Annotated in this window: 20 protein-coding genes and 2 tRNA genes; 17 read left to right on the plus strand and 5 right to left on the minus strand. The window is 71.0% G+C overall.

Annotated elements, in window-relative coordinates; genetic code table 11:
- Window positions 1-36 precede the first annotated feature (36 nt).
- The 5 genes from IE277_RS18340 to IE277_RS18360 all read left to right on the plus strand — a co-directional run bounded on the left by IE277_RS18340 (window position 37) and on the right by IE277_RS18360 (window position 4011).
- Window positions 37-2316, plus strand: a complete 2280-nt coding sequence (locus IE277_RS18340) for an ATP-dependent DNA helicase UvrD2 (RefSeq protein ID WP_373310818.1) — start codon at window positions 37-39, stop codon at window positions 2314-2316.
- A 203-nt stretch (window positions 2317-2519) separates the two neighbouring features.
- Window positions 2520-2801: a hypothetical protein gene (locus IE277_RS18345; RefSeq protein WP_373310819.1), complete on the plus strand. Its 282-nt coding sequence runs from the start codon at window positions 2520-2522 to the stop codon at window positions 2799-2801.
- Window positions 2802-2970: 169 nt separating this feature from the next.
- Window positions 2971-3339 (plus strand): WhiB family transcriptional regulator, encoded by a 369-nt coding sequence (locus IE277_RS18350; protein WP_189953718.1) that lies wholly within the window; start codon window positions 2971-2973, stop codon window positions 3337-3339.
- On the plus strand, window positions 3336-3659 hold the full coding sequence (locus IE277_RS18355) for a putative WhiB-interacting protein (RefSeq protein WP_189953720.1): 324 nt from the start codon (window positions 3336-3338) through the stop codon (window positions 3657-3659). The genes IE277_RS18350 and IE277_RS18355 overlap by 4 nt, the downstream gene beginning before the upstream one ends.
- A 139-nt stretch (window positions 3660-3798) precedes the next feature.
- Window positions 3799-4011, plus strand: a complete 213-nt coding sequence (locus tag IE277_RS18360; protein WP_189953722.1) for a hypothetical protein — start codon at window positions 3799-3801, stop codon at window positions 4009-4011.
- 17 nt (window positions 4012-4028) lie between these two features.
- Here the strand turns inward: IE277_RS18360 and IE277_RS18365 are convergent, their stop codons facing one another.
- Window positions 4029-5399 (minus strand): ABC1 kinase family protein, encoded by a 1371-nt coding sequence (locus IE277_RS18365; protein ID WP_189953724.1) that lies wholly within the window; start codon window positions 5397-5399, stop codon window positions 4029-4031.
- A complete protein-coding gene (locus tag IE277_RS18370) occupies window positions 5392-6603 on the minus strand; it encodes a TOMM precursor leader peptide-binding protein (RefSeq protein WP_189953725.1) in 1212 nt (403 codons plus the stop codon). The genes IE277_RS18365 and IE277_RS18370 overlap by 8 nt, the downstream gene beginning before the upstream one ends.
- 324 nt (window positions 6604-6927) lie before the next feature.
- Here IE277_RS18370 and IE277_RS18375 point away from each other — a divergent pair, with 324 nt between their 5' ends.
- The 4 genes from IE277_RS18375 (at window position 6928) to IE277_RS18390 (ending at window position 10934) form a co-directional block, all read left to right on the plus strand.
- On the plus strand, window positions 6928-7524 hold the full coding sequence (locus IE277_RS18375; protein WP_189953727.1) for a M48 metallopeptidase family protein: 597 nt from the start codon (window positions 6928-6930) through the stop codon (window positions 7522-7524).
- A gap of 129 nt (window positions 7525-7653) precedes the next feature.
- Window positions 7654-9468 carry a TerD family protein gene (locus IE277_RS18380; protein WP_189953729.1) on the plus strand — a complete coding sequence of 605 codons (1815 nt, stop codon included), beginning with the start codon at window positions 7654-7656 and terminating at the stop codon, window positions 9466-9468.
- 12 nt (window positions 9469-9480) lie between these two features.
- Window positions 9481-10161 (plus strand): AIM24 family protein, encoded by a 681-nt coding sequence (locus IE277_RS18385; protein ID WP_189953732.1) that lies wholly within the window; start codon window positions 9481-9483, stop codon window positions 10159-10161.
- Window positions 10162-10178: 17 nt separating this feature from the next.
- Entirely contained in the window at window positions 10179-10934 is a 756-nt protein-coding gene (locus tag IE277_RS18390) for an AIM24 family protein (protein ID WP_189953734.1), read from the plus strand.
- Window positions 10935-11019: 85 nt separating this feature from the next.
- Here IE277_RS18390 and IE277_RS18395 read toward each other — a convergent pair whose 3' ends face one another.
- Both IE277_RS18395 and IE277_RS18400 read right to left on the minus strand, forming a co-directional pair.
- Complete coding sequence (locus IE277_RS18395) at window positions 11020-11541, minus strand: NUDIX hydrolase (RefSeq protein WP_189953736.1); 522 nt, start codon at window positions 11539-11541, stop codon at window positions 11020-11022.
- Window positions 11538-12995: a zinc-dependent metalloprotease gene (locus IE277_RS18400; RefSeq protein WP_189953737.1), complete on the minus strand. Its 1458-nt coding sequence runs from the start codon at window positions 12993-12995 to the stop codon at window positions 11538-11540. Before IE277_RS18400 ends, IE277_RS18395 begins: the two co-directional genes overlap by 4 nt.
- Before the next feature lie 192 nt (window positions 12996-13187).
- On the opposite strand from IE277_RS18400, the gene IE277_RS18405 reads away from it, so the two are divergent.
- From IE277_RS18405 to IE277_RS18420, 4 genes are all read left to right on the plus strand, one after another.
- On the plus strand, window positions 13188-14300 hold the full coding sequence (locus IE277_RS18405) for an SDR family oxidoreductase (protein WP_189953739.1): 1113 nt from the start codon (window positions 13188-13190) through the stop codon (window positions 14298-14300).
- A gap of 141 nt (window positions 14301-14441) precedes the next feature.
- Window positions 14442-14903, plus strand: a complete 462-nt coding sequence (locus tag IE277_RS18410) for a molybdenum cofactor biosynthesis protein MoaE (protein ID WP_189953741.1) — start codon at window positions 14442-14444, stop codon at window positions 14901-14903.
- A 127-nt stretch (window positions 14904-15030) separates the two neighbouring features.
- Window positions 15031-15204, plus strand: coding sequence for a hypothetical protein (locus tag IE277_RS18415; protein ID WP_189953743.1), 174 nt, complete (start codon window positions 15031-15033; stop codon window positions 15202-15204).
- A 49-nt stretch (window positions 15205-15253) separates the two neighbouring features.
- Window positions 15254-16351 carry a YlbL family protein gene (locus tag IE277_RS18420; protein WP_189953745.1) on the plus strand — a complete coding sequence of 366 codons (1098 nt, stop codon included), beginning with the start codon at window positions 15254-15256 and terminating at the stop codon, window positions 16349-16351.
- Window positions 16352-16502: 151 nt separating this feature from the next.
- Here the strand turns inward: IE277_RS18420 and IE277_RS18425 are convergent, their stop codons facing one another.
- Entirely contained in the window at window positions 16503-17045 is a 543-nt protein-coding gene (locus IE277_RS18425; RefSeq protein ID WP_189953747.1) for a PPA1309 family protein, read from the minus strand.
- 164 nt (window positions 17046-17209) lie between these two features.
- On the opposite strand from IE277_RS18425, the gene IE277_RS18430 reads away from it, so the two are divergent.
- The 4 genes from IE277_RS18430 (at window position 17210) to IE277_RS18445 (ending at window position 22414) form a co-directional block, all read left to right on the plus strand.
- Window positions 17210-20122 carry a UPF0182 family membrane protein gene (locus tag IE277_RS18430; protein ID WP_189953913.1) on the plus strand — a complete coding sequence of 971 codons (2913 nt, stop codon included), beginning with the start codon at window positions 17210-17212 and terminating at the stop codon, window positions 20120-20122.
- Between the two features lie 41 nt (window positions 20123-20163).
- Window positions 20164-20237, plus strand: a tRNA-Met gene (locus IE277_RS18435).
- A 204-nt stretch (window positions 20238-20441) separates the two neighbouring features.
- The gene (locus IE277_RS18440; RefSeq protein ID WP_189953749.1) at window positions 20442-22262 is read left to right on the plus strand and encodes a tetratricopeptide repeat protein; all 1821 of its coding nucleotides are present in this window, start codon (window positions 20442-20444) and stop codon (window positions 22260-22262) included.
- Between the two features lie 78 nt (window positions 22263-22340).
- A tRNA-Met gene (locus tag IE277_RS18445) sits at window positions 22341-22414 on the plus strand.
- Window positions 22415-22484 lie beyond the last annotated feature (70 nt).

The following is a 22484-nucleotide window of genomic DNA, read 5'->3' on the forward strand; positions in this document are numbered from 1 at the left end:
GGCGCTGTGACACCCACCGCATTCATACGACTATCGGTGCCCGCCTGTGGACAACCGGCACAGCAGTCCCGGGCGACCTGGCAGCATGGCGGTGTGACAGCAGCAACGCACTCCACCCTTTTCCCGCAGGCTCCCGACGGCTCGCCGTACGCGGCCGGGCCGCGCGGGGCCGACGCGGTGCTCGAAGGGCTCGACCCCGAGCAGCGCGCGGTCGCCACCGCCCTGCACGGCCCGGTGTGCGTCCTGGCGGGAGCGGGCACGGGCAAGACCCGGGCGATCACCCACCGCATCGCCTACGGAGTGCTCGCCGGCATCCTGCAGCCGTCCAGCGTGCTCGCCGTCACCTTCACCAACCGCGCCGCCGGAGAGATGCGCGGCCGGCTGCGTCAGCTCGGCGCCCAGGGTGTCCAGGCCCGCACCTTCCACTCCGCCGCCCTGCGCCAGCTGCAGTATTTCTGGCCGAAAGCGATCGGTGGCGGCATGCCCCGGCTCATCGACCGCAAGATCCAGCTTGTCGCCGACGCGGCCGCGACGCTGGGCACCCGGCTCGACCGGGGCGAGCTGCGGGACGTCACCGCCGAGATCGAATGGTCCAAGGTCACCCAGACCGTCCCCGCCGACTATGCGTACGCGGCCGCGAAGGCGGGCCGCGAGGCCCCACGCGACCCCACCGAGATCGGCCATCTGTACGCGGCCTACGAAGACCTCAAACGCGAGCGCGCGGTGATCGACTTCGAGGACGTCCTGCTGCTGACCGTCGCCATCCTCCAGGACCGCCACGAGATCGCCGAACAGATCCGCGCCCAGTATCAGCACTTCGTCGTCGACGAGTACCAGGACGTCAGCCCGCTGCAGCAGCGGCTGCTGGACCTGTGGCTGGGCGACCGCGAGAACCTGTGTGTCGTCGGCGACGCCAGCCAGACCATCTACTCGTTCACGGGAGCAACGCCCGACCATCTCCTCGACTTCCGCTCCCGCCACCCCGGCGCCACCGTCGTCAAACTCGTCCGCGACTACCGCTCCACTCCTCAGGTGGTCCACCTCGCCAACGGCCTGCTGGCCCAGGCCCGCGGCCGCGCCGCCGACCACCGGCTGGAACTGATCTCCCAGCGTGCCCCCGGCCCCGAGCCGGGCTATGCCGAGTACGGCGACGAGCCCGCGGAGGCCGAAGGCGCCGCCCGCCGCATCCGCGAACTGATCGACGCGGGCGTCCCGGCCGCCGAGATCGCCGTCCTGTTCCGTACGAACGCCCAGTCCGAGACCTACGAACAGGCCCTCGCCGACGTCGGCGTGCCGTACCAGCTGCGCGGCGCCGAACGCTTCTTCGACCGGCCCGAGGTACGCAAGGCCGGCACGGCCCTGCGCGGCGCGGCCCGCTTCGGCGGCAACGACTCCCTGCTGGACGAGGCCGTGGACCTGCCCTCCCAGGTGCGTGCCGTGCTGTCCGGAGAGGGCTGGACCACCGAGCCGCCGGCCGGCTCCGGCGCCGTCAGAGAACGCTGGGAGTCCCTCGCAGCCCTGGTCCGCCTCGCCCAGGACCTCGCCGCCGGCAGACCCGGCGCCACCCTCGGCGACTTCGTCGCGGAACTCGATGAGCGGGCGAACGCCCAGCACGCCCCGACCGTCCAGGGCGTCACCCTCGCCTCCCTGCACGCCGCCAAGGGCCTGGAGTGGGACGTCGTCTTCCTCGTCGGCATCGCCGAGGGCATGCTGCCCATCACCTACGCCAGGACCGACGAACAGATCGAGGAGGAGCGTCGGCTCCTCTATGTGGGCGTCACCCGCGCGCGGGAGCGGCTCCATGTCTCCTGGGCCCTGTCCCGCTCGCCGGGCGGCCGCCCGGGCCGCCGGCCGAGCCGCTTCCTCGACGGACTGCGTCCCGGCACCACCGCCGCCGCCGGCCGTTCCGGCTCCGGTGCCACCGGAGGCGTCGAGCGCGGGACCGCCCGAGGCCCCGCGGCCGTTCCCCGGCGCGCCCAGCGCACCCCCGCCCGCTGCCGGGTCTGCGGCCGCACGCTCACCGACGCGGGCGAGATGAAACTGATGCGCTGTGAGGACTGCCCCTCGGACATGGACGAAGGGCTCTACGAACGGCTGCGGGAGTGGCGGGCCGTCCAGGCCGAGCGCAGCGGGCAGCCGGACTTCTGCGTCTTCACCGACCGGACTCTGATGGCCATCGCCGAGGCGCAGCCCGTAAGTCCCGCCGAACTCTCCAGGATCCCCGGCGTCCTCAGCCGCAAGCTGCGCAGCTACGGGACCGATGTTCTGGCCATCTGCGCAGGCCACGAGGTCGCGGAAGCCGACGAGGACGACTGATACGAACTCGTCGAAAAAATAGTTTGCGCATGCCCCAGCAATCGCCATAGGTTCTAGGCACGGAAGCCGCGGCCTTCTCGAAGGCCCCGATTCCGTGGTGTACTTGCATATCCGAGTGGACTGGCTCACCCCAGTCCCTGAGACGCCGAGAGGAGGCGAGTCCAGTGACCAGCATCAAGACCAACATCAGCAGCACGGCCAAAATGACCGATCGCTCGACCGTCTCCCTGTGCATGCTCGGCGCCTCTCACCAGGGCACCGGTCTGTCCGGCATCCGTGCCGTCCGTCCGGAGTCCTCTCTCGGTCTCGTGGGACTTCCCACCCGTGAGCGCAATGAGCGACCGACCAAGGCACTGGAAGCGGTAGCGGCACAGGCGCAGGCCTATGCCTTTGCGGCGGCCGGTGCCGGATTCCGGAAGCAGACGACGCAGCACCACCTGATGTGGGCCTTCCGTGGGCCTAAACCCTGGAGTGATCCAGCCTGATCCGATCAGGCCGGTGCCTTCAGGGCCGCGGAACCCCACCCGGGATCCGCGGCCCTTCTGTTTTCCCTGAACGGGGAGAGCGGAGCGAAGGGGCCTCGGGACAAAAGAACCCGGTACCAAGCCGACACCCGGTCAACCGGCCGGACCGACCAGACGAGGAAGACCAACCGTGCAACTCGAAGCGCACGCCCCGTCCGTACCGCCTTCACAGACGATCACCCCGCCCGGCCTCACGGAGGACTCCACCTTGACCCCCCTCACCGCGCTCACCGCGCTCGACGACGCCATCGAGAACCTCGGCGTACCCGTCCCCTGCCGCTCCTACGACCCGGAGGTCTTCTTCGCCGAGTCGCCGGCCGACGTCGAGTACGCCAAGTCGCTCTGCCGCACCTGCCCGCTGATCGAGGCCTGCCTCGCCGGCGCCAAGGAGCGGCGCGAGCCCTGGGGCGTCTGGGGCGGCGAGCTGTTCGTCCAGGGTGTCGTCGTCGCCCGGAAGCGGCCGCGTGGTCGCCCGCGGAAGAACCCGGTCACGGCATGAACACCGCAGGAACGATCGATCGCCCCGTCACGCACGACCCCAAGAAGCAGGCCCCGATGAAGCCGTCCACCAGCGAGCCCGCCGGCTCCGCGACCTCAGACGTCACCACCACGGGCGCGACCGAAGCGCGCCAGGACAGGACCCGAGAGATGCAACTCATGCAAGAAGCCCTGGCTCGTGCGCATATGCACGAGCGACTCCATGACGCCGTAAGGGAACGCCGGGCCGTGCGCCTGGCGGTCGCCCAGCGGATGCAGCGTCGGGCCGAGCGCGCCTCGCTGCGCGCCCGCCGCGCGCTCGCCATGGCGGTCATGCAGTAACGATCACGCCGACAGAAGCGGTGGCCTCCCGGCCCAGGGAGGCGAAGCCTTCTGCGCGGGGGCCGGTCCGGCCGAACGGACCGGCCCCCGCCGTGCGTTGCGCACGGCGATCGGCTGTCGGCGGAGTTATCGTCACGGGGTGACGAGTCTTCCCGGAGGAAGTGATCAGGGCGGCTCCACCGCGGAGCGCCGCGTGCTCGTGTGTGCCCGCTGCGGCACCCCCGCCGGCGACACCCAGCCGGCCACCTGGACCTGCTCCGTGGAGAACGGCACCCGCCAGTATTTCTGCGACACCTGCTCCCGGGAGAACCTCCGGGCGATCGAGGGCCGGCTGGACTCGGCCTGGTGGTGAGGTCCTCCACGCCTCGCTCAGGCCTCCGCCGCCGTCTCCTCCTGCGCCGACTCGTCCTGCGGGACGAAGCCCGGTAGCCACCCCTCCAGCTCCTCGCGCAGGCGTACCGTGGCCCCCAGTTGGCACAGGACGCCGATCGTGCTCAGGGTCACCCGGTGGATCAGGAGGTAGGCCGGGGGCAGATTGAGGCGCTTGCCCAGCTGGTAGGCGGGCGAGCGAGGGTCGGCGATGCGGGCGGCCTGGCTGCGCATCCAGCTGCGGGTGAAGGTGAACGCGTCGATCCGCGCCGGTTCTATGATCGGCAGCAGATAGTCGAGGACCGCGTCCGGGGCCAGCTCTATGGACTCCTTCACGAACCCTTCGGTGCACAGCAGTTCGTAGACCCCCTCGGCGTCACCGTCCAGCGTCATCCGCAGGGAGACACCGATCGGCGTCGGCAGACCGCCGGGCAGCCGGTCGACCGTGCCGAAGTCCAGGACGCCGAGGCGCCAGTCGTCCTCGCCGTCCGGGCCGCCGGGCAGCAGCCGGAAGTTTCCGGGATGCGGGTCGGCATGCAGCAGGCCGGTGCGGGCCGGGCCCGAGAAGAGGAACCGGGCCAGCAGCTGGCCGGCGCGGTCACGCTGCTCCTGGGTGCCGTCCGAGATCACCTCCGACAGCGGGACGCCGTCGATCCACTCGGTCACCAGCACCTGATCACACTGATGGACGACCGCCGGGATCACCACGTCCGGGTCGTCCTCGAACTCCTGTGCGTGAGCGGACTGGGCCTGCGCCTCCAGGCCGTAGTCCAGCTCCTCGGAGACGCGGTCCTTCAGCTCCGCGATGAGCGGCTTGACGTCCATGCCGGGGATCAGCGGCCCCAACAGGCGGGCGAAACGGCTCAGTTGCCCCAGGTCGGAGAGCAGGGCCTCGCCGGCGCCCGGGTACTGCACCTTGACCGCCACCTCGCGGCCGTCGTGCCACACGGCCCGGTGCACCTGTCCGATCGAGGCCGCGGCGGCCGGCTTGTCCTCGAACTCCTCGAACAGCTCGTGCCAGTCCGGGCCCAGCTGCTCCTCCAGCACCGCGTGCACCGTGCGGGTCGGCATCGGCGGAGCCGCCTCCTGGAGCTTGGTGAGGGCCGCGCGATAGGGCCCGGCCACCTCCTCGGGCAGCGCCGACTCGAAGACGGACAGGGCCTGCCCGAACTTCATCGCACCGCCCTTCAGCTCGCCGAGCACCTTGAACAGCTGCTCCGCGGTGCGCTGTTGCAGCTCTCGGCCGACGATCTCCGCGGACTCGCCCACGATCCGCTTGCCCAGCCCCCAGGTCGCCCGGCCGGCGAAGCCGAGCGGGAGCGCGGCGAGCTTGGCGGTCCGGGTGACCGCCTTCCGGGGAAGATCAGACATGCGCCCTCCAAGTCCCAGTCGGCCGCGCCGCGCCTGCCTTGCGTCGCTCCGTCGACGGCCGTTGCACCGCCATTGTCTCGCGTGCCGCGCCGTCGCTTGAGGAGTGCTCCGCTTTGTCTCTCTCCGCCGCCGCGCATCCGCATGCCGGATGCGGCCGCAGCGGTCGGGCACGCCAGTCGAGGCCGGGCACGGACACTTCCCAGCGGGCACCCACGCTGGACGGCGATCCCCCGTCGAGGAAGGCCAGCGCATGGGCCGCGGCCAGTCCGGCGACCGCCGTGGCCAGCGTCAGATCGCAGGCCCCGACCCGGCGGGCCTCGGGGCACCGCCACTGGGCGGCGAGCCGTGGCCAGGCCGGGTCCCGGTCCTCGCGGTGGAGATGCAGACAGCCGGCGCACCCGGACTCACCGGGCAGGACGAGCGGGCCGACGACACCGGTGCCCTCGACCACACCGGCGTACAAGTGCGGCGTTCCGGACGCCAGGAGCGGCTCGGCGTCGGCCGGGTCGGGCGCGTGCACGCTCACGTCGTCCCGGGGCGTGAGGACCACCAGGGAGTGCCCCGCGTCCCGGGCGCCGGATCCGGGGGAGTGGGCGTGGCGTGGTGGCCGGTCCGGGGCCGCGCGGCGCACGGCGGCCCGCGCCGCCACCTCCCGGCGCTCGCCGAGCGACTCGGCACTCAGCCCGCCCGGGGCCACGTCCCACGGCTCCACGCGTCCCGTGTCACGCACCTCGACCTCGCCGACTCCTGCGCCCGACAGCACCGACGCCAGCACGGCGCCGACTCGCCCCGCACCGCGCACCTGCACGCGCAGTGCGCGACGGGCTGCGAGCCCGGCTAGCGCGCCGCCCGGCTCGGCCGTGGTCAGGGACAGCGCGGCGAGGTCGGGGCGCAGCCGCCGCAGGACGTGCTCCTTGGCGCGCAGCGCGTCCGCGGCCGGTCCGCCGCCGCGTGCGTCGTCGACCAGGCCCGCGCGGGTCAGCCGCTCCAGCAGGGAGTCGACCCGGTCGGCCGGCAGATCCCTGCGGCGGCCCTCCTCGCGCAGCAGCGGCAGCCCGCGTGTGCCGTTGAGCAGATCCAGGAAGCCGTGCGTCGCCGGGTCCATCGGCCCGATCGTCAGCGCGTGTGCCGGCGTCATCCCGAACTGCACGGTGTCGCGATCACGCCAGCCGCGCCGCAGCGCGGGCTTCATCACCGGATGCATGACTGTCCCCCGTAATCCGTTGAAGGCATCTGCGGACCAACTCGTCGCCGGTGGAGCCGGTCACGCTCCGCCGACGCCTGCCAGCATGCCGCGCCCGCCGGTCCGGCGCCGAGAGTTGTCCACAGGCTGACGGTGTTTGTCATATAAACCTGCCGGACGAAGTCGGTTAAATCGGTCGATCGGTACAGGGTGAGCTGGTCAGGCAGTAAACCGGATGTGCGGATCAGTCGTAGGAATCATAGGAATCAAACGCATGGTGGGGGATCGGTATCGAACCGTTCCGGAGCCGGGACTTTGGCCATGCCCAACGGGTAACGTCGGGGCGTGCCCGCCGACCCACTGCACCGCGCCGCCATGCCACAGCGCAGCACGACCAGCCAGCCGCCCGGCGGCTCGGGGGCGAGCGCGATCGAGGTCCGCAGGAGTTCCCGGCGCCGCCGGACCGTCTCCGCGTACCGCGAGGGCGATCGCACCGTCGTACTGATCCCCGCCCGGATGTCGAAGGCGGAGGAGCAACGCTGGATCACCGTCATGCTCGACAAACTCGCGGCCCAGGAGAGCAAGCGGGTACTCGGCGACGCCGAGCTGGCCGAGCGCGCCGAGCAGTTGTCGCACCAGTACTTCGACGGCCGGGCGCGCCCCGGCTCCGTGCGCTGGGTCACCAACCAGAACACCCGCTGGGGTTCGTGCACCCCGGCCGAAGGCAGCATCAGGCTCTCGCACCGGCTGCAGGGCATGCCCGACTACGTCGTCGACTACGTCCTCTGCCATGAGCTGGCCCATCTGCTGGTCCCCGGTCACGGGCCCGACTTCTGGCGGCTGCTGGACGCGTACCCGCGCACCGAGCGGGCCCGCGGCTACCTCGAAGGAGTTGTCGCCGCCGAACGGCTGCCGTATCTGCCCGAGGCGCGCGAGGAGTGAGCCGGGCGCCGGCCGTCCGCTTGCGGGCGCGGTTGTGTACCGGGTCTGTACCGGCTGCGCCTGATGCCGGACTTTGCCGTTAGCCTGGCGCGACGCACTCGCATTCGGGATGGGGGACGGTCGTAACGCATGGCCAGGGAATTCCAACGCGGCCACAAGGCCAGGATCAGTGACCTCACGACGGGGACAGATCTGTACGTAGGCGTGCAGATCTCCGCCCCTGGGCTGACCTTCGACATCAGCTGCTTCGGGCTGGACGCCGACGAGCGCCTCTCGGACGACCGGTACTTCATCTTCTTCAACCAGCCGAAGTCGCCGGAGGAGTCCCTGCAGTTGCTGGGTGCCCAGGCCGGTGACACGGAGTCGTTCCGGATCACGCTGGACCGGATCCCGTCGCAGATCCGCAAGTTGTCCTTCACGGCGACCGTCGACGGCGCCGGACAGATGTCACAGATCGCCCCCGGATATCTGCGCATCGTGGCGGGCGGCGAGGAGGTCGCGCGGTACTCCTTCAGCGGCGCGGAGTTCTCCACCGAGCGGGCCGTGATGCTCGGTGACATCTACTTCAAGGACGCGTGGCGGTTCGCCGCCGTCGGGCAGGGCTTCGACGGCGGCCTGGAGGCGCTGCTGAAGAACTTCGGCGGCCAGGTGCTGGAGGAGGAGGCGCCCGCCGCCCCGCAGCAGCCGCAGACCGGCGCCGCCCCCGGATTCGCCCCGCCCGCCCAGGCCACGGCCCCGCCCGCGTTCGCCGCCCCGGCCGCGTCCACCCCGGCATCCACGCCCGCCCAGGCCCCTGCTCCGGCGCCGCAGCCCGCCGCCCAGGGCTTCGCGCCGCCCCCCGGTGGCACCCCCGCGCAGGGCTTCCCGCCCGCCGGTGGCACTCCGCCGCACGGCTTCACGCCGCAGCCCGGCGCCACGCCCCCGCAGGGCTTCACGCCGCAGCCCGGGCAGACCCCGCCCGGCCAGACTCCGCCCCCGGCCCCCGCGCCGAACGTGCACGGCGCGCCGACGGTCATCGCCCCCCTGGCCCCGCCCGCGGGCGGCGTCCATCCGCCCGCCCCGGCCCCCGCGCCGTACGGCCAGCCCCCGCAGCAGCCCTACGGCCAGCCGCCCCAGCAGCCGGCGTACGGCGGCCAGCCCGGCGCGCCGATGCCCCCGGGCTACGGCCAGCAGCCGCCCGGCTACGGCGGCCAGCCCGCCGCGCCCATGCCGACCGGCTACGGGCAGGTCCCCGGCCAGCAGCCCGCCGGCTACGGAACGCCGCAGGGCGCCCCGCAGGGCGGTGCCGGTGTGATGGGCGCGCTCCAGGCCTTCAAGGAGACGCCGACCGGGCAGCGCTGGACACAGCAGAACAAGAAGCTCATGCGCGTCGACCTCGGCATCGGCGGACAGCCCGTGCTGGCCCGGCAGGGCAGTATGGTGCTCTATCAGGGCAAGGTCGACTTCGGTTACAAGAGCGCCGGGTTCGCCGGCCGGATCGTGGGCAGCGCGACCGGCCAGGAGATGCAGCTGATGCGCTGCACCGGCAACGGCCAGGTGTTCCTCGCCGAGAACGCCGCCCAGCTGCACCCCGTCGAACTGCAGGGCGACGCGATCTGCGTGTCCTCGGAGAACGTTCTCGCCTTCGACGAGACCCTCCAGTACGAGGTCCGCCGCATCGAGGGCCATGGCATTCCCGGCGGCGCGCTGTTCACCATGCAGTTCCAGGGCACCGGCACGATCGTCGTCAAGACGCACGGCACGCCCGTGGTGCTGCCGGTCACGCCGACCACCTTCGCCGACTGCAACGCCGTCGTCGCCTGGTCGGCCGCCTCCCAGGTGATCGTCTCCAGCCAGGTCCGGATGCGCCGCAATGCCTACCCGGGCGACACCGGCGAGAGCGTCAACCTCCAGTTCCGGGGCGCGCCCGGCAACTTCATCGTCGTCCAGCCGTACGAGGTCTAGAGGGAGCCCGTCATGAACCAGCAGCTCGCGGGCTATGCCCCCGCACCGGTCACGGCCCGCATGGAGAACCACGGAAACCACATGCTGAAGGTCGCCATGCAGACCGGGAACGACCTCCTCGCGCGCGTGGGCTCGATGGTCGCCTACGAAGGCTTCGTCCAGTACGAGCCCAACCCGCCGGCCGTCCGCCAGATCGCCCGCGACTGGATCACCGGCGAGGGCGCACCCCTGATGAAGTGCACGGGCGACGGACTGCTCTACCTCGCCGACTACGGCGCGAACGTCGTCGTGATCAACCTCAACGGCGACGGCATCTCCGTCAACGCCACCAACCTCCTCGCCTTCGACGCCCATCTGAGCTGGGGTGTCGAGCGCGTCAAGGGGCTCGCCAAGTTCGCCGGGCAGGGCCTGTGGAACACGAAGATCTCCGGTCAGGGCTGGGTGGCCCTGACCTCCCGGGGCAAGCCGATCGTCGTCGACTGCGGCGGTGGTGAGGACGAGACGTACGTCGACCCCGACGCGCTCGTCGCCTGGTCGCCGAACCTGAAGGTGAAGGGCAAGCGCAGCTTCAAGGCGCAGTCGCTGATCGGCCGGGGCAGCGGCGAGGCCTACCAGATGGCCTTCTCCGGCCAGGGCATCGTCGTCGTCCAGCCCAGTGAGGACAGCACCGACCGCATCCGGATCCGGGGCTGAGGGGGAGCCAGAAAGCCATGCAGAGCCCGCTTTTCGCACACAACGACCTCCAGACGCAGGAGCGTTGGAGCCTGCAGAACTCGCAGCTGCTCCGCGTCACCCTGGAGGGTCACGACGACATCCTCGCCCGCAAGGGCACCATGGTCGCCTATCAGGGCATGGTCGAGTTCGACGCCGAGTACACCAGCAACAACCAGGCACACGCGCGTGCGTACACCGGCGAGGGCCTCGATCTGATGCGCTGTCACGGGCAGGGGACGGTGTTTCTCGCCAACCTCGCCCAGCATGTGCACATCATGGACGTCGAGCAGGACGGACTGACCGTCGACAACTCCTATGTCCTCGCCATGGACTCCTCGCTGCACTACGAGGTCGTCGCCGTCGACAGTCTCTACGGCATCTCCGGCTCCGGGAAGTACCAGCTGAACATCACCGGGCGCGGCCGGGTCGCCCTGATGACCTCGGGCGCACCGCTGTTGATGCAGGTCACGCCCGACAAGTACGTCAACTGCGACGCGGACGCGATCGTCGCCTGGTCCGCCGGGCTGCGTGTGCAGATGCAGGCCCAGACCCACTCCTCCGGGGTGTGGCGCCGGCGTGGGAACACCGGTGAGGGCTGGGAGCTGAACTTCATGGGCACAGGGTTCGCGCTCGTCCAGCCCAGCGAGCTGCTGCCGCCGCAGAACGCGGTGATCGGGCAGGGCCTCGCCGCCCAGTTCGGCATGGGCCAGCACGGGGCGCACGCGCAGAACCAGGGCAACGTCTGGAACTGAGCCCCGGGATCTGAGTCCGGAAAGCAAACGTAAGGGGCGGCCGCCCAGGCGGTCGCCCCTTACACGTGCACAGCCCCCTACCCGCTCACAGCCTCGCGCGGGTCGCTTCCAGCAGGCGTACGACCGACTCGTCGGCCACGTCGGCCACCTCGTCGTACCCGAACCAGCGCAGGTCGAGGGACTCGTCGCTGATCGCCTGTGTCGAGCCGGCCGGAGCCAGGGCGGCGTACTGCACGTCGAAGTGCCAGTGGCAGGGCGCCGGGATCGGATGCCGGTCGAGGCGCACCGGTCCGCCGGGCAGCAGCGTCAGCCCGGCGATCCCGGACTCCTCGGTCGCCTCGCGCAGGGCCGCCGCCTCCAGGGAGGCATCGCCCGGCTCGCAGTGGCCGCCCATCTGCAGCCACATCCGCAGCTTCCTGTGCAGCGTGAGCAGGACCCGGCCGCGCTCGGGGTCGATGACCAGGGCGCTCGCCGTCAGATGGCCCGCGTGACAGGCCTTCCACATGCCGTCCGGATGGGACGCCAGATGGTCCAGATAGGCCCGGCGCAGCTCATCCTGGTCCTCGAACCCCTTCAGGACGAGGACCGCGTCGTCGTACAGGCTCACTCGGCGTCGTCGCCCTTGCTGTCGTCCTTGGCGTCGTCGTCCTTCTTGCGCAGGTCGGGCTTGTGCAGGTCCCGCTTGTCGGCGGCCTCGCCGAGCATCTTGTCCAGCTCGGAGAAGTCCAGCTGCTCGCGGTGCACGAAGCCGTCCGGGTCGTCGAGGTCGCCGGCCGTCGGCAGCATGTCCGGGTGGGCCCACAGGCCGTCCCGGCCGTCGACACCGCGCGCGTCCGTGAGGGAGGCCCACAGACGGGAGGCGTCGCGCAGCCGACGCGGGCGCAGCTCCAGGCCGATCAGCGTGGCGAACGTCTGCTCCGCGGGGCCGCCCGTGGCCCGGCGGCGGCGCAGGGTCTCGCGCAGCGCGTCGGCGGACGCCAGACGCGGCTTCGCGGCCGCGTGGACCACCGCGTCCACCCAGCCCTCGACGAGCGCCAGAGCGGTCTCCAGACGGGCCAGGGCGGCCTTCTGCTCGGGCGTGTCCTCCGGCTGGAACATGCCCTGCTGGAGGGCGTCCTGCAGCTGCTCGGGGTTCTGCGGGTCGAACTGGCCGACCACGTCCTCCAGCTTGGCCGTGTCGACCTTGATCCCGCGCGCGTACCCGTCGACCGCGCCGAACAGGTGTGAGCGCAGCCACGGCACATGTGCGAACAGGCGCTGGTGAGCCGCCTCGCGCAGGGCCAGATAGAGCCGCACCTCCTCCTCGGGCACGCCGAGGTCCTTGCCGAAGGCCTCCACGTTGGCCGGGAGCAGCGCGGCCTTGCCGACCGGGCCGAGCGGCAGACCGATGTCCGTGGAGCCGACGACCTCGCCCGCGAGCACGCCGACGGCCTGCCCGATCTGCGTGCCGAACATGGCGCCGCCCATCGAGCGCATCATGCCGATCAGCGGGCCCGCCATGGCCTGCATCTCCTCCGGCAGGACGTCGCCCATCGCCGCGCCGACCCGCTCGGCGACCGGGTCGACCAGCTCCTGCCAGGCGGGCAGAGTCGCCTCGACCCACTCCGCGCGGGACCACGCCACCGCCGAGCCGGAGCCCGACGGCAGGGACGTCGCGTCGTCCAGCCACAGGTCGGCCAGGCGCACGGCCTCCTCGACCGCCTTGCGCTCGGCCGGGCCGATGCTGGCGTCCTTCGTGCCGTCCGGGGTGCCCTGGGCGACGGTCTGGCGGGCGATCTGCTTGGCCATGTCCCAGTTCACCGGGCCGCCCTCGTAGGAGAGCATCTGGCCCAGCTGCTGGAAGGCGGCGCCGAGATCGGTGGGGTTCAGGGAACCGAACATCGCTGCGAGCGGATTGTCGGCGCCGGGGCCGCCAAAGCCCCCGGCCCCGGACAGGTCACCGAAGCCGAACGGGTTGGCCGGTCCCTGCCCACCACCGCTCTGCTGGTCCTTCTTCTTGCCCTCGTCGCCGTCCTCAGGCTCCTCCGGCGGAAGGCCGAAACCGAATGGGGTGTCACTCACGGGATTCCTCGGCTGGTAAGGCCACCGGCTTCTCTCCGGCGGCGCGGCTGCCCGACAACACCACCAAGCGTAGACACCCGGACCCGATCGGGCCTCGGTGCTTCGCCCACGCAAGGCCTGCGGCAGGATGGATGCACCTGGTACGTACGCGTCACTCGCGCTCGTATTGAAGACAACCGCTGGAGACGCCCGGTGAGTTCCCCAGATCCGCAGGTTCGCGCAGCGCGAAACCCGTCAACCCCGCCCGCCCCGCGCGGGCCCGTCGTCGCGGTCACCGGTGCCGCCACCGGGGTCGGCGCCCTGCTCACCGAGCGGCTCGCCGCCTGCGAGGAGATCAAGCAGGTCCTCGCCATCGACGAGCGGCGCGGGGAGTGCGCCGGCGCCGCGTGGCACATCCTCGACGTACGCGATCCCGCCATCGCGGACAAGCTACGGGGCGCCGACGTCGTCGTCCACCTCGCGCTCGACCTCGATCTGGAGACCGACCCGGCGGCGCGCACCGCTTACAACGTCCGGGGGACCCAGACCGTCCTCACCGCCGCCGCGGCGGCCGGTGTGCACCGGGTCGTGCTGTGCACCTCGGCGATGGTCTACGGCGCGCTGCCGGACAACGAGCTGCCTCTTTCGGAGGACGCCGAGCTGCGCGCGACCGCCGAGGCCACCGGGGTCGGGGACCTGCTGGAGATCGAGCGGCTGGCGCGGCGCGCGCCGCGGGCGCATCCGGGGCTGAACGTCACCGTCGTACGGCCCGCCGTGCTGGTCGGGGGCACGGACACCGCGCTGACCCGGTACTTCGAGTCGCCGCGGCTGCTCGTCGTCGCCGGGTCGCGGCCCGCGTGGCAGTTCTGCCACGTCGAGGATCTGTGCAGCGCGCTGGAGTACGCCGTCCTGGAGAAGGTCGACGGGGAGCTGGCCGTGGGCTGCGACGGGTGGCTGGAGCAGGAGGAGGTCGAGGAGCTGAGCGGGATCCGGCGGATGGAGCTGCCCTCGGCGGTCGCGCTCGGCGCGGCGGCCCGGCTGCACCGGATCGGGCTCACGCCGTCCCCGGCCGGCGACCTCGCGTACACGATGTACCCCTGGGTGATCAGCGGCAGCCGGCTGCACGACGCCGGGTGGCGGCCGCGGTGGACCAACGAGGAGGTGCTCGCGGAGCTGCTTGAGGAGGTCTCCGGACGGCACACGGTCGCCGGGCGGCGGCTCGGCCGCAAGGACGCCACCGCCGCGGGAGCCGCCGGAGCGACGGTCGCGCTGCTGGGCGCGGCGGCGGTCGTACGCCGGGCTCGCAAGGCCCGCCGGCGGGCGTGAGGGCGCACGGGACGGCGTGGGACGGTTCCCCCGCGCCGGCGGGGTCCCGCCCCGCGTCGTACGACTCTCCAAGACGTCCCGCGCGCGTGCCTGGTGAATCTCGTATTCCCCGTCGTCACGCGCGTGCGGCACGATGGAGGCATGGTGAACGCGAACGAACACCCCGGTGAGCAGGCGGCGCAGGATCCCATCAAGCTGATCGGCGTCCGGGAGACCGCGCTCTCCGTGGACGAGGTGTTCCGGGCGGTCGGGGACGATGCCGCCGGGGGCGTCGCGCTGTTCGTGGGGACCGTGCGCAACCACGACGGAGGGGCCGACGTGGACGCGCTCGGATACTCTTGCCACCCCAGTGCCGAGGCCGAGATGCGACGGATCGCCGAGAAGGTCGTGGCCGAGTATCCGGTGCGGGCGCTGGCCGCCGTGCACCGGGTGGGAGACCTGCGGGTCGGGGATCTCGCCGTGGTCGTCGCCGTGTCCTGTCCGCACCGCGCGGAGGCCTTCGACGCCTGCCGCAAGCTGATCGACGACCTCAAGCACGAAGTGCCGATCTGGAAGCACCAGAGGTTCTCCGACGGCGCCGAGGAGTGGGTGGGGGCCTGCTGACAGCCGTCACCTGGGGTGCGCCCGTCCCCCCGGTTGCGTAACCGACCCCCTCGCGTGAGCGTTGTCAGTGCGGATGGTTAATCTGCTGATCAGTCAGTGCGGACGCTCATAGCGTTGGGAGGTCGGCATGGGGGCGCTTGTCTGGCTGCTGATTCCGCTTGTGGCCGCGATCGGCGGCGGGTTGTGGGGCAGTTGGGCCAATCGGACCCGCAAGGTGCGTGGTGACGGCCCGGAGCTGGACGGCTATGCCCGGTTCCGCGCGGCCATGGAGAAGTCCGACACGGGCGCCGGCGGCGCGTGACGGGGTGCCCTGACGGGGCGCTGACAGAGGCGTCCCGTACTGTCGTGCCATGCCACGCCGCACCGCGACGATGCTCGCCTCCACCCTGATGCTGATCGCGCTCCTGTGCGCCGGAGTGCTCATCCCCGTGCCGTACGCGGAGATGTCCCCCGGCCCGACCGTGAACACGCTGGGGAACCACGACGGCGAGCCGGTGCTGCAGATCACCGGGCACCGGACGTACCGGACCGACGGCCACCTGAACATGACGACGGTCCGCGTGACCAGCGCGGACTACCGGATGAACCTGGTGGAGGCGGTCTACGGCTGGCTGGACCACGACGCCAAGGTCGTCCCCCACGACACGCTCTACCCGAACGGCACGACGGAGCAGCAGTCCACGCAGCAGAACGCCGAGGAGTTCAGCCAGTCCCAGGAGAGCGCCAAGGTCGCCGCCCTGAAGGAGCTGGGCGTCCCGGTGAAGGCCTGGGTGATCGTCTCCACCGTCGTCAAGGACTCGCCCGCCGAGGGCAGGCTGCACGCCGGTGACGTGATCAAGGCCGTCGACGGTACGGTGGTGAAGCAGCCCTCCGACGTCGCCAAGTTCGTCACCAGGCACAAGCCCGGTCAGAACGTCGTCTTCACCGTCGTCCCCGCCAAGGAGCAGGCCGCCGCTGATAAGGCGCACAGGACGGCGACGAAGACGCAGGACGTCACCATCACCACGACCGCCTCCGACGACAACGGTCCAAAGCGCGCCGTCGTCGGGATCTCCGCCGGCACCGACCACACCTTCCCGTTCAACATCGACATCAAGCTCGCCGATGTCGGCGGTCCGAGCGCCGGTCTGATGTTCGCCCTCGGTATCTACGACAAGCTGACCCCGGGCCCGCTGACCGGCGGCAAGTTCATCGCCGGCACCGGCACCATCGACGACAACGGCACGGTCGGGCCGATCGGCGGCATCGAGATGAAGACCGTCGGCGCGCGCGACAAGGGCGCCCAGTACTTCCTGACGCCGGCCGACAACTGCGCGGCCGCCGCCAAGGACACCCCGGGCGGGCTCACGCTGGTGAAGGTCAAGACGATCGGGGACGCGCTGGACGCGCTCAAGGACATCCGCAGCGGGAACACCGCGGCGCTGCCCAAGTGCACCACCAAGGGCTGAGCCGCCGCACCACCAAAGGCTGAGCCGTGCCGCGCCGCCCGAGGCTGAGCCACCGCACCCTCCAGGGCTGAGCGGCTCATGACATGACAGGGGGCGCCCCCCTTCGAGCGGGGGCGCCCCTTCGTCATATCCCAGGGCAAAGGGCCCGCGGTCAGTCCGCGAACGTCGCCGCCAGGGCGTCCGCCAGGCCCGGCACCAGGTCAGGGCCTGTCAGGACCTCCGTCGCGGAGTCCTTCTCACGCAGCCGCAGCGCCGACTCGCGGCCGCCGTCGCGCAGCACCGCGACCGTCATCCGCACCTCCTGGCGCTCGGGGTGCTCGGCGACCCACTTGGCCAGCTTGGCGTCGCTCAGGTTCTTGGGGACCTGCGCCTCGGCGGACGGCGGCAGCATCATGCGCTCCACCGCGAGCGCGCAGCCGGCCACCGCGTCGGGCCAGGCGATGGTGCCGAGGAAGTCGTCCAGCGGCTTGCCGGACGGAAGCTCGTCCTGCTCGATCGGGGTGAGACCGGCGGACTCGGACGCGTCCTCAAGGCCCAGCTGGGCCGCGAGCGCGGGTTCCTGAGCCCGCAGCTGTGCGGTGTCGACAAGGGCGAAGAGGCGAGCGGGCTGGTCCCAGCCGAGGCCGGAGACGTACTCGTCGATCTCGAGTACGGCCCGGGTGAGCGGGCTCGCTGCCATGGGAGTGTTGGACATGGTCACAATCCTGCCTCGTTCCCCGCCTGAATCGGGAACCGAGCACAGCGTGAGTAAGTTGCATAGATGTTGGCCCGCGATCACGGGGGGCCACGGCGGGTCCGCGAACACGAGGGCCTGAGGGATCGACAGCGAACTTCGAGGTGCGCACCTTGGCTTTCCAGATGCCGGACCGCGGCGGAGGCCCGACGGGGCCGCGGATCAGAGCGGGCCGCCCGTCCCGGCGAGCCAGGACTTTGCTCATGACACTGGGCGTCCTGGCCGTCCTCGGCATGGCGTTCACCATGTTCGCGGGCTTCTGGACGGACTGGCTGTGGTACCGGTCGGTGCACTACTCGTCCGTGTTCACGACCATGCTCTGGACCAAGATCGGCCTCTTCTTCGTCTTCGGTCTGCTGATGGCGGTCGCGGTCGGCGTCAACATCTGGCTGGCGCACCGGCTGCGCCCTCCGCTGAGCGCCATGTCCATGGAGCAGCAGAGCCTCGACCGCTACCGGATGGGCATCGCGCCGTACAAGAAGTGGCTGCTGCTCGCCGTCACCGCGCTCGTCGGCCTGATCGCCGGCGCCTCCGCGGCCGGTCAGTGGCGGACATGGCTGATGTGGGTCAATGGCGTGCCCTTCCACCAGAAGGACCCGCAGTTCCACCTCGATGTCTCCTTCTACGCCTTCGACCTGCCCTGGTACCGCTTTCTGCTCGGCTTCGGCTTCGCCACCGCCATCCTGTGCCTGATCGCCGCCGCGCTCACCCACTATCTGTACGGCGGGCTGCGGGTGACCAGCCCGGGGGCGCGGGCGACCGGCGCCGCGACCGGGCATCTGTCGGTGCTGCTCGGCGTCTTCGTCGCCCTGAAGGCGGTCGCCTACTGGCTCGACCGGTACGGCCTGGCCGTCAAGTCCAGCGACTTCAAGGCGACCGGCGACTGGACCGGTCTGCGCTACGTCGACGCCAACGCCTATCTGCCGGCCAAGACGATCCTGTTCTGCATCGCCGTCATCTGCGCGCTGCTGTTCTTCGCCACGCTGTGGCGCCGCACCTGGCAGCTGCCCGTCATCGGCTTCGGCCTGATGGTCCTCTCGGCGATCCTGATCGGCGGCCTGTACCCGGCGATCGTGCAGAAGTTCCAGGTCCAGCCCAATGAGCAGGCCAAGGAAGCTCCGTACGTCCAGAAGAACCTCAAGGCGACCCGTCAGGCCTACGGCATCGACGACGCCAAGGTCACCGAGTACTCCGGTCAGTCCGCGACGAACGACAAGACCAAGCTGCGCGACGACGCGGACGCCGCGGCGAGCATCCGGATCATGGATCCGAACATCGTCTCGCCGACGTTCCAGCAGGCGCAGCAGATGAAGAACTACTACGCCTTCCCGACCAACCTGGATGTCGACCGGTACCCGAGCAAGGACGGCAAGAGCGGCAAGGGCGACAAGCAACAGGACACGGTCATCGGCCTGCGCGAGCTGAACCTGGCCGGCGTTCCGAAGAACAACTGGATCAACGACCACTTCCGCTACACGCACGGCTACGGCGCGGTCGCCGCCAAGGGCACCGAGGCCGACGACCAGGGCCAGCCGGTCTTCACCGAGTCCAACCTGCCCTCCAAGGGCGACCTCGGCACGTACGAACAGCGCGTCTACTACGGCGAGAAGACGACCACGTACTCCATCGTCGGGGGACCGCAGAAGGAGGTCGACTACTCGGCGGACAACGGCGACGAGAAGACCACCAGCTACACCGGCAAGAGCGGCGTCAACCTCGACAATCCGATCAACCGGGCCGCGTACGCGGTGGCGTTCAACGAGCCGCAGATCCTCTACTCCGGCGCGATCGGCAAGGGCTCGCGGATTCTGTACAACCGCACGCCCAAGGAACGCGTGGAGGCGGTCGCCCCCTGGCTGACCATCGACGGGGATGCCTATCCGGCGGTCGTGGACGGCAGTATCCAGTGGATCGTCGACGCGTACACGACGTCGAACGGCTACCCGTACTCCTCCCGTACGACCCTCGGGGACACGACGGCCGACTCGCTGACCGCCGCCAACAACAACCGCGCGGTGGTGGCCCAGCAGAACCAGGTCAACTACATCCGCAACTCGGTGAAGGCGACCGTCGACGCGTACACCGGCGAGGTCAAGCTGTACCAGTGGGACAGCCAGGACCCCGTGCTGAAGACCTGGATGAAGGCGTTCCCGGGCACGGTCCAGCCGAAGCGGGCCATCTCCCATGACCTGATGTCCCATCTGCGGTACCCGCAGGACCTGTTCAAGGTCCAGCGCGAGCTGCTCACCCGCTACCACGTGACGGACGCGCAGACGTTCCTCACCGGCAGCGAGGTGTGGCAGGTGCCGGACGACCCGACCAACGACTCGGGCAGCGCGGTGCCGCCGTACTACCTGAGCATGAAGATGCCGGACCAGAGCGAGCAGTCGTTCTCGCTGACGACGACGTTCACGCCGAACGGACGGGACAACCTCAGCGCGTTCATGGCGGTCGACTCCGACCCGGGCACCAGCGACTACGGCAAGATCAGAGTCCTGAAACTGCGGACCAGCACGACGGCCGACGGGCCGAAACAGGTGCAGAGCCAGTTCAACTCCCGGCCGGACATCGCGGAGACGATCAGCCTGCTCACCCGCGGGCATTCCAAGGTCGAGTACGGCAATCTGCTGACCGTGCCGCTCGACGGCGGACTGTTGTACGCGGAGCCGGTCTACGTCCTCGGCGGCAAGCTGAAGTACCCGTTGCTGGGCAAGGTGCTGGTCTCGTACAACGGCAAGACGGCGTTCGAGAACACTCTCGAAGAGGCGCTCAACAAGGTGTTCGGCGTGGCGGGTTCGACCACCACACCACCGGATACCGGCACCACCAAGCCGCCGTCCTCCACCAACCCGACCGTGCAACAGGCCCTGGACGACGCCCAGAAGGCCTTCGACGCGGGCCAGCAGGCCCTCAAGGAGCCGAACGGCCCGGACTGGACCGCCTATGACAAGGCCCAGAAGGATCTGAAGGCCGCGCTGAAGCGGGCCGAGGACGCGCAGGCCAAGGTCGGCAAGAACGGGACGGGAAGTAAGTCTTGATCAAGAGCACTCCGCGCCGTGATACGGTTGTCGTGCAACGGCGCGGGGTGGAGCAGCTCGGTAGCTCGCTGGGCTCATAACCCAGAGGTCGCAGGTTCAAATCCTGTCCCCGCTACTGCGAACGAAGGCCCGGATCCCAAGGGATCCGGGCCTTCGTGGTGTGCGAACTCATGTACTGAGGGGAGGGGCGGCCGCGCCGCCGTGGGGAGTTGAGTGCCGTGTGTTTGACTTGTCGTCCTGTGGGCATGTCGACAAAACGCTGAAGTGACCTCACGGGCTGCGGTATACCGGGTGTACCCAGGTTGCAGGTGGTGCGACGATGGACGTTATGGGGGAGAAGGCAACTCTGTTCGAGTCAGGGCGATTTGTGCTGCCTTCCGGTGAGGAGCCGACCCGCGACGAGCTGAGTGACGTGGCGGACGCCGAGGAGGAGGTGCGCCTCGCGCTGGCCGCGCGGAGCGGCGACGCCGAGGCGGCGAGCGTTCTCGGTGCCGTGCTGCTGCGCCGCGGCGACCTCGACGGAGCCGAATCCCATCTGCGGGCCGCCACCGCGTCCGGTGACCGGGCCGCCGCCAACAACCTCGGCGTCCTGCTGCATCAGCGCGGCTACCCCGAGGAGGCCGCCGGCTGGTGGCGCATCGCCGCCGTGGCCGGCTCGGCCGCCGCCGCACACGCACTGGGCCGCTACCACCGCGAGCGCGGGGACGAGCCCGCCGCCGAGTACTGGCTGCGCCAGTCCGCCGAGCAGGGCCATGTCCTCGGCGCCTACGCACTCGCCGATCTGCTGGAACACCGCGGGGACGTCGGCGCCGGCCACTGGATGCGGGCGGCCGCCGAGCGCGGCCACCGGGAGGCCGCCTACCGGCTGGCGCGCGCGCTCGACCGTTGTGCCGGACCCGAGGACGACGACGGGGCTGACAACGCTGTCGCCGAGGTCGAGCAGTGGTACCGGCAGGCCGCCGCGCGCGGTCACCGGCGCGCCGCGCTGCACCTCGGCGCGATCCTGGAGAAGCGCGGGGAGCTGAAGGAGGCCGGCCGCTGGTACCTGACCTCGGCCAAGGACGGTGAGGCGCGGGCAGCCTGCGCGCTCGGCTTCCTGCTGCGCGACGCCGGGGACACCGAGAGCGCCGCCGTGTGGTGGCTGCGTGCCGCCCAGGACGGCGACGGCAACGCGGCCAACGCGCTCGGCGCGCTGCACGCCGAGCGCGGTGAGACGCAGACCGCCGAGCGCTGGTACCGGGAGGCGCTGGACGCCGGCGACGACAACGGCGCGTACAACCTCGGGCTGCTCTGCGCCGAGCAGGGGCGTACCGCCCAGGCCGAGCAGTGGTACCGGCGCGCGGCCTACGCCGGGCACCGGGAGGCCGCGAACGCCCTCGCCATCCTGCTGCTCCAGGTCGGCGACACCACCGGTGCCGAACCCTGGTTCTCCAAGGCCGCCGAGGCCGGCAGCGTGGACGCCGCGTTCAACCTCGGGATCCTCTACGCCGGGCGCGGCACCGGGCCGGACGCGCAGACGGCGCTGCGCTGGTACGAGCGGGCGGCCGCGGCCGGGCACACCGAGGCCGCGCTCCAGGTCGGGATCGCCCGGCTGCGCGACGGCGACGAGCGGGAGGCCGAGCGGCATCTGCGGTGCGCGGCGGGCGGCGGCAGCGCGGAGGCGGCGTACCGGCTGGCGACGCTGCTCGACGCGCGGCGGCCGCCGGAGCCGGCGCATGAGCTGGGCGAGATCGTGCACGAGAAGAGCGAGTGCGAGGAGTGGTACGAGCGCGCGGCCACGCAGGGACACCGGCGGGCGCAGGTGCGGGTCGGCATGCTCGCGGCGGCGCGCGGGGACGTGGTCGAGGCGGCGCGGTGGTACCGGGCGGCCGCGGAGGCCGGGTCGCGCAACGGCGCGTTCAACCTCGGGCTGCTGCTGGCGCGGGAGGGGAGCGAGCCGGAGGCGGCGGTGTGGTGGACGCGCGCCGCGGACGCCGGGCATGGCCGGGCGGCGCTCCGGCTGGCGCTGGTCTACGCGCGTCGGGGAGAGCTGGCGGAGGGGCAGCGGTGGGCGGACCGCGCCGTCGCCCTCGGCCCGGCGGAGGTCTCGGAGCGGGCGGGGCGGCTCCGGGACGCGCTGCGTGAGGAACTCTCGGCGTGACGGGTAGTGGCCCTGGTCACAAGGCCCAGAAGCGATTTGCTTCCGTCGGCTTCTCTCGCGTAATGTCGTGTTCACCGACGCGGGGTGGAGCAGCTCGGTAGCTCGCTGGGCTCATAACCCAGAGGTCGCAGGTTCAAATCCTGTCCCCGCTACTGAAGGCCTAGGGCCGGAATCCAGATGGGTTCCGGCCCTAGGTCGTTTTCGCATGCCTGTGCAAAAAAA

The sequence above is a fragment of the Streptomyces alanosinicus genome, from assembly GCF_014650595.1.
GTDB lineage: Bacteria > Actinomycetota > Actinomycetes > Streptomycetales > Streptomycetaceae > Streptomyces > Streptomyces alanosinicus.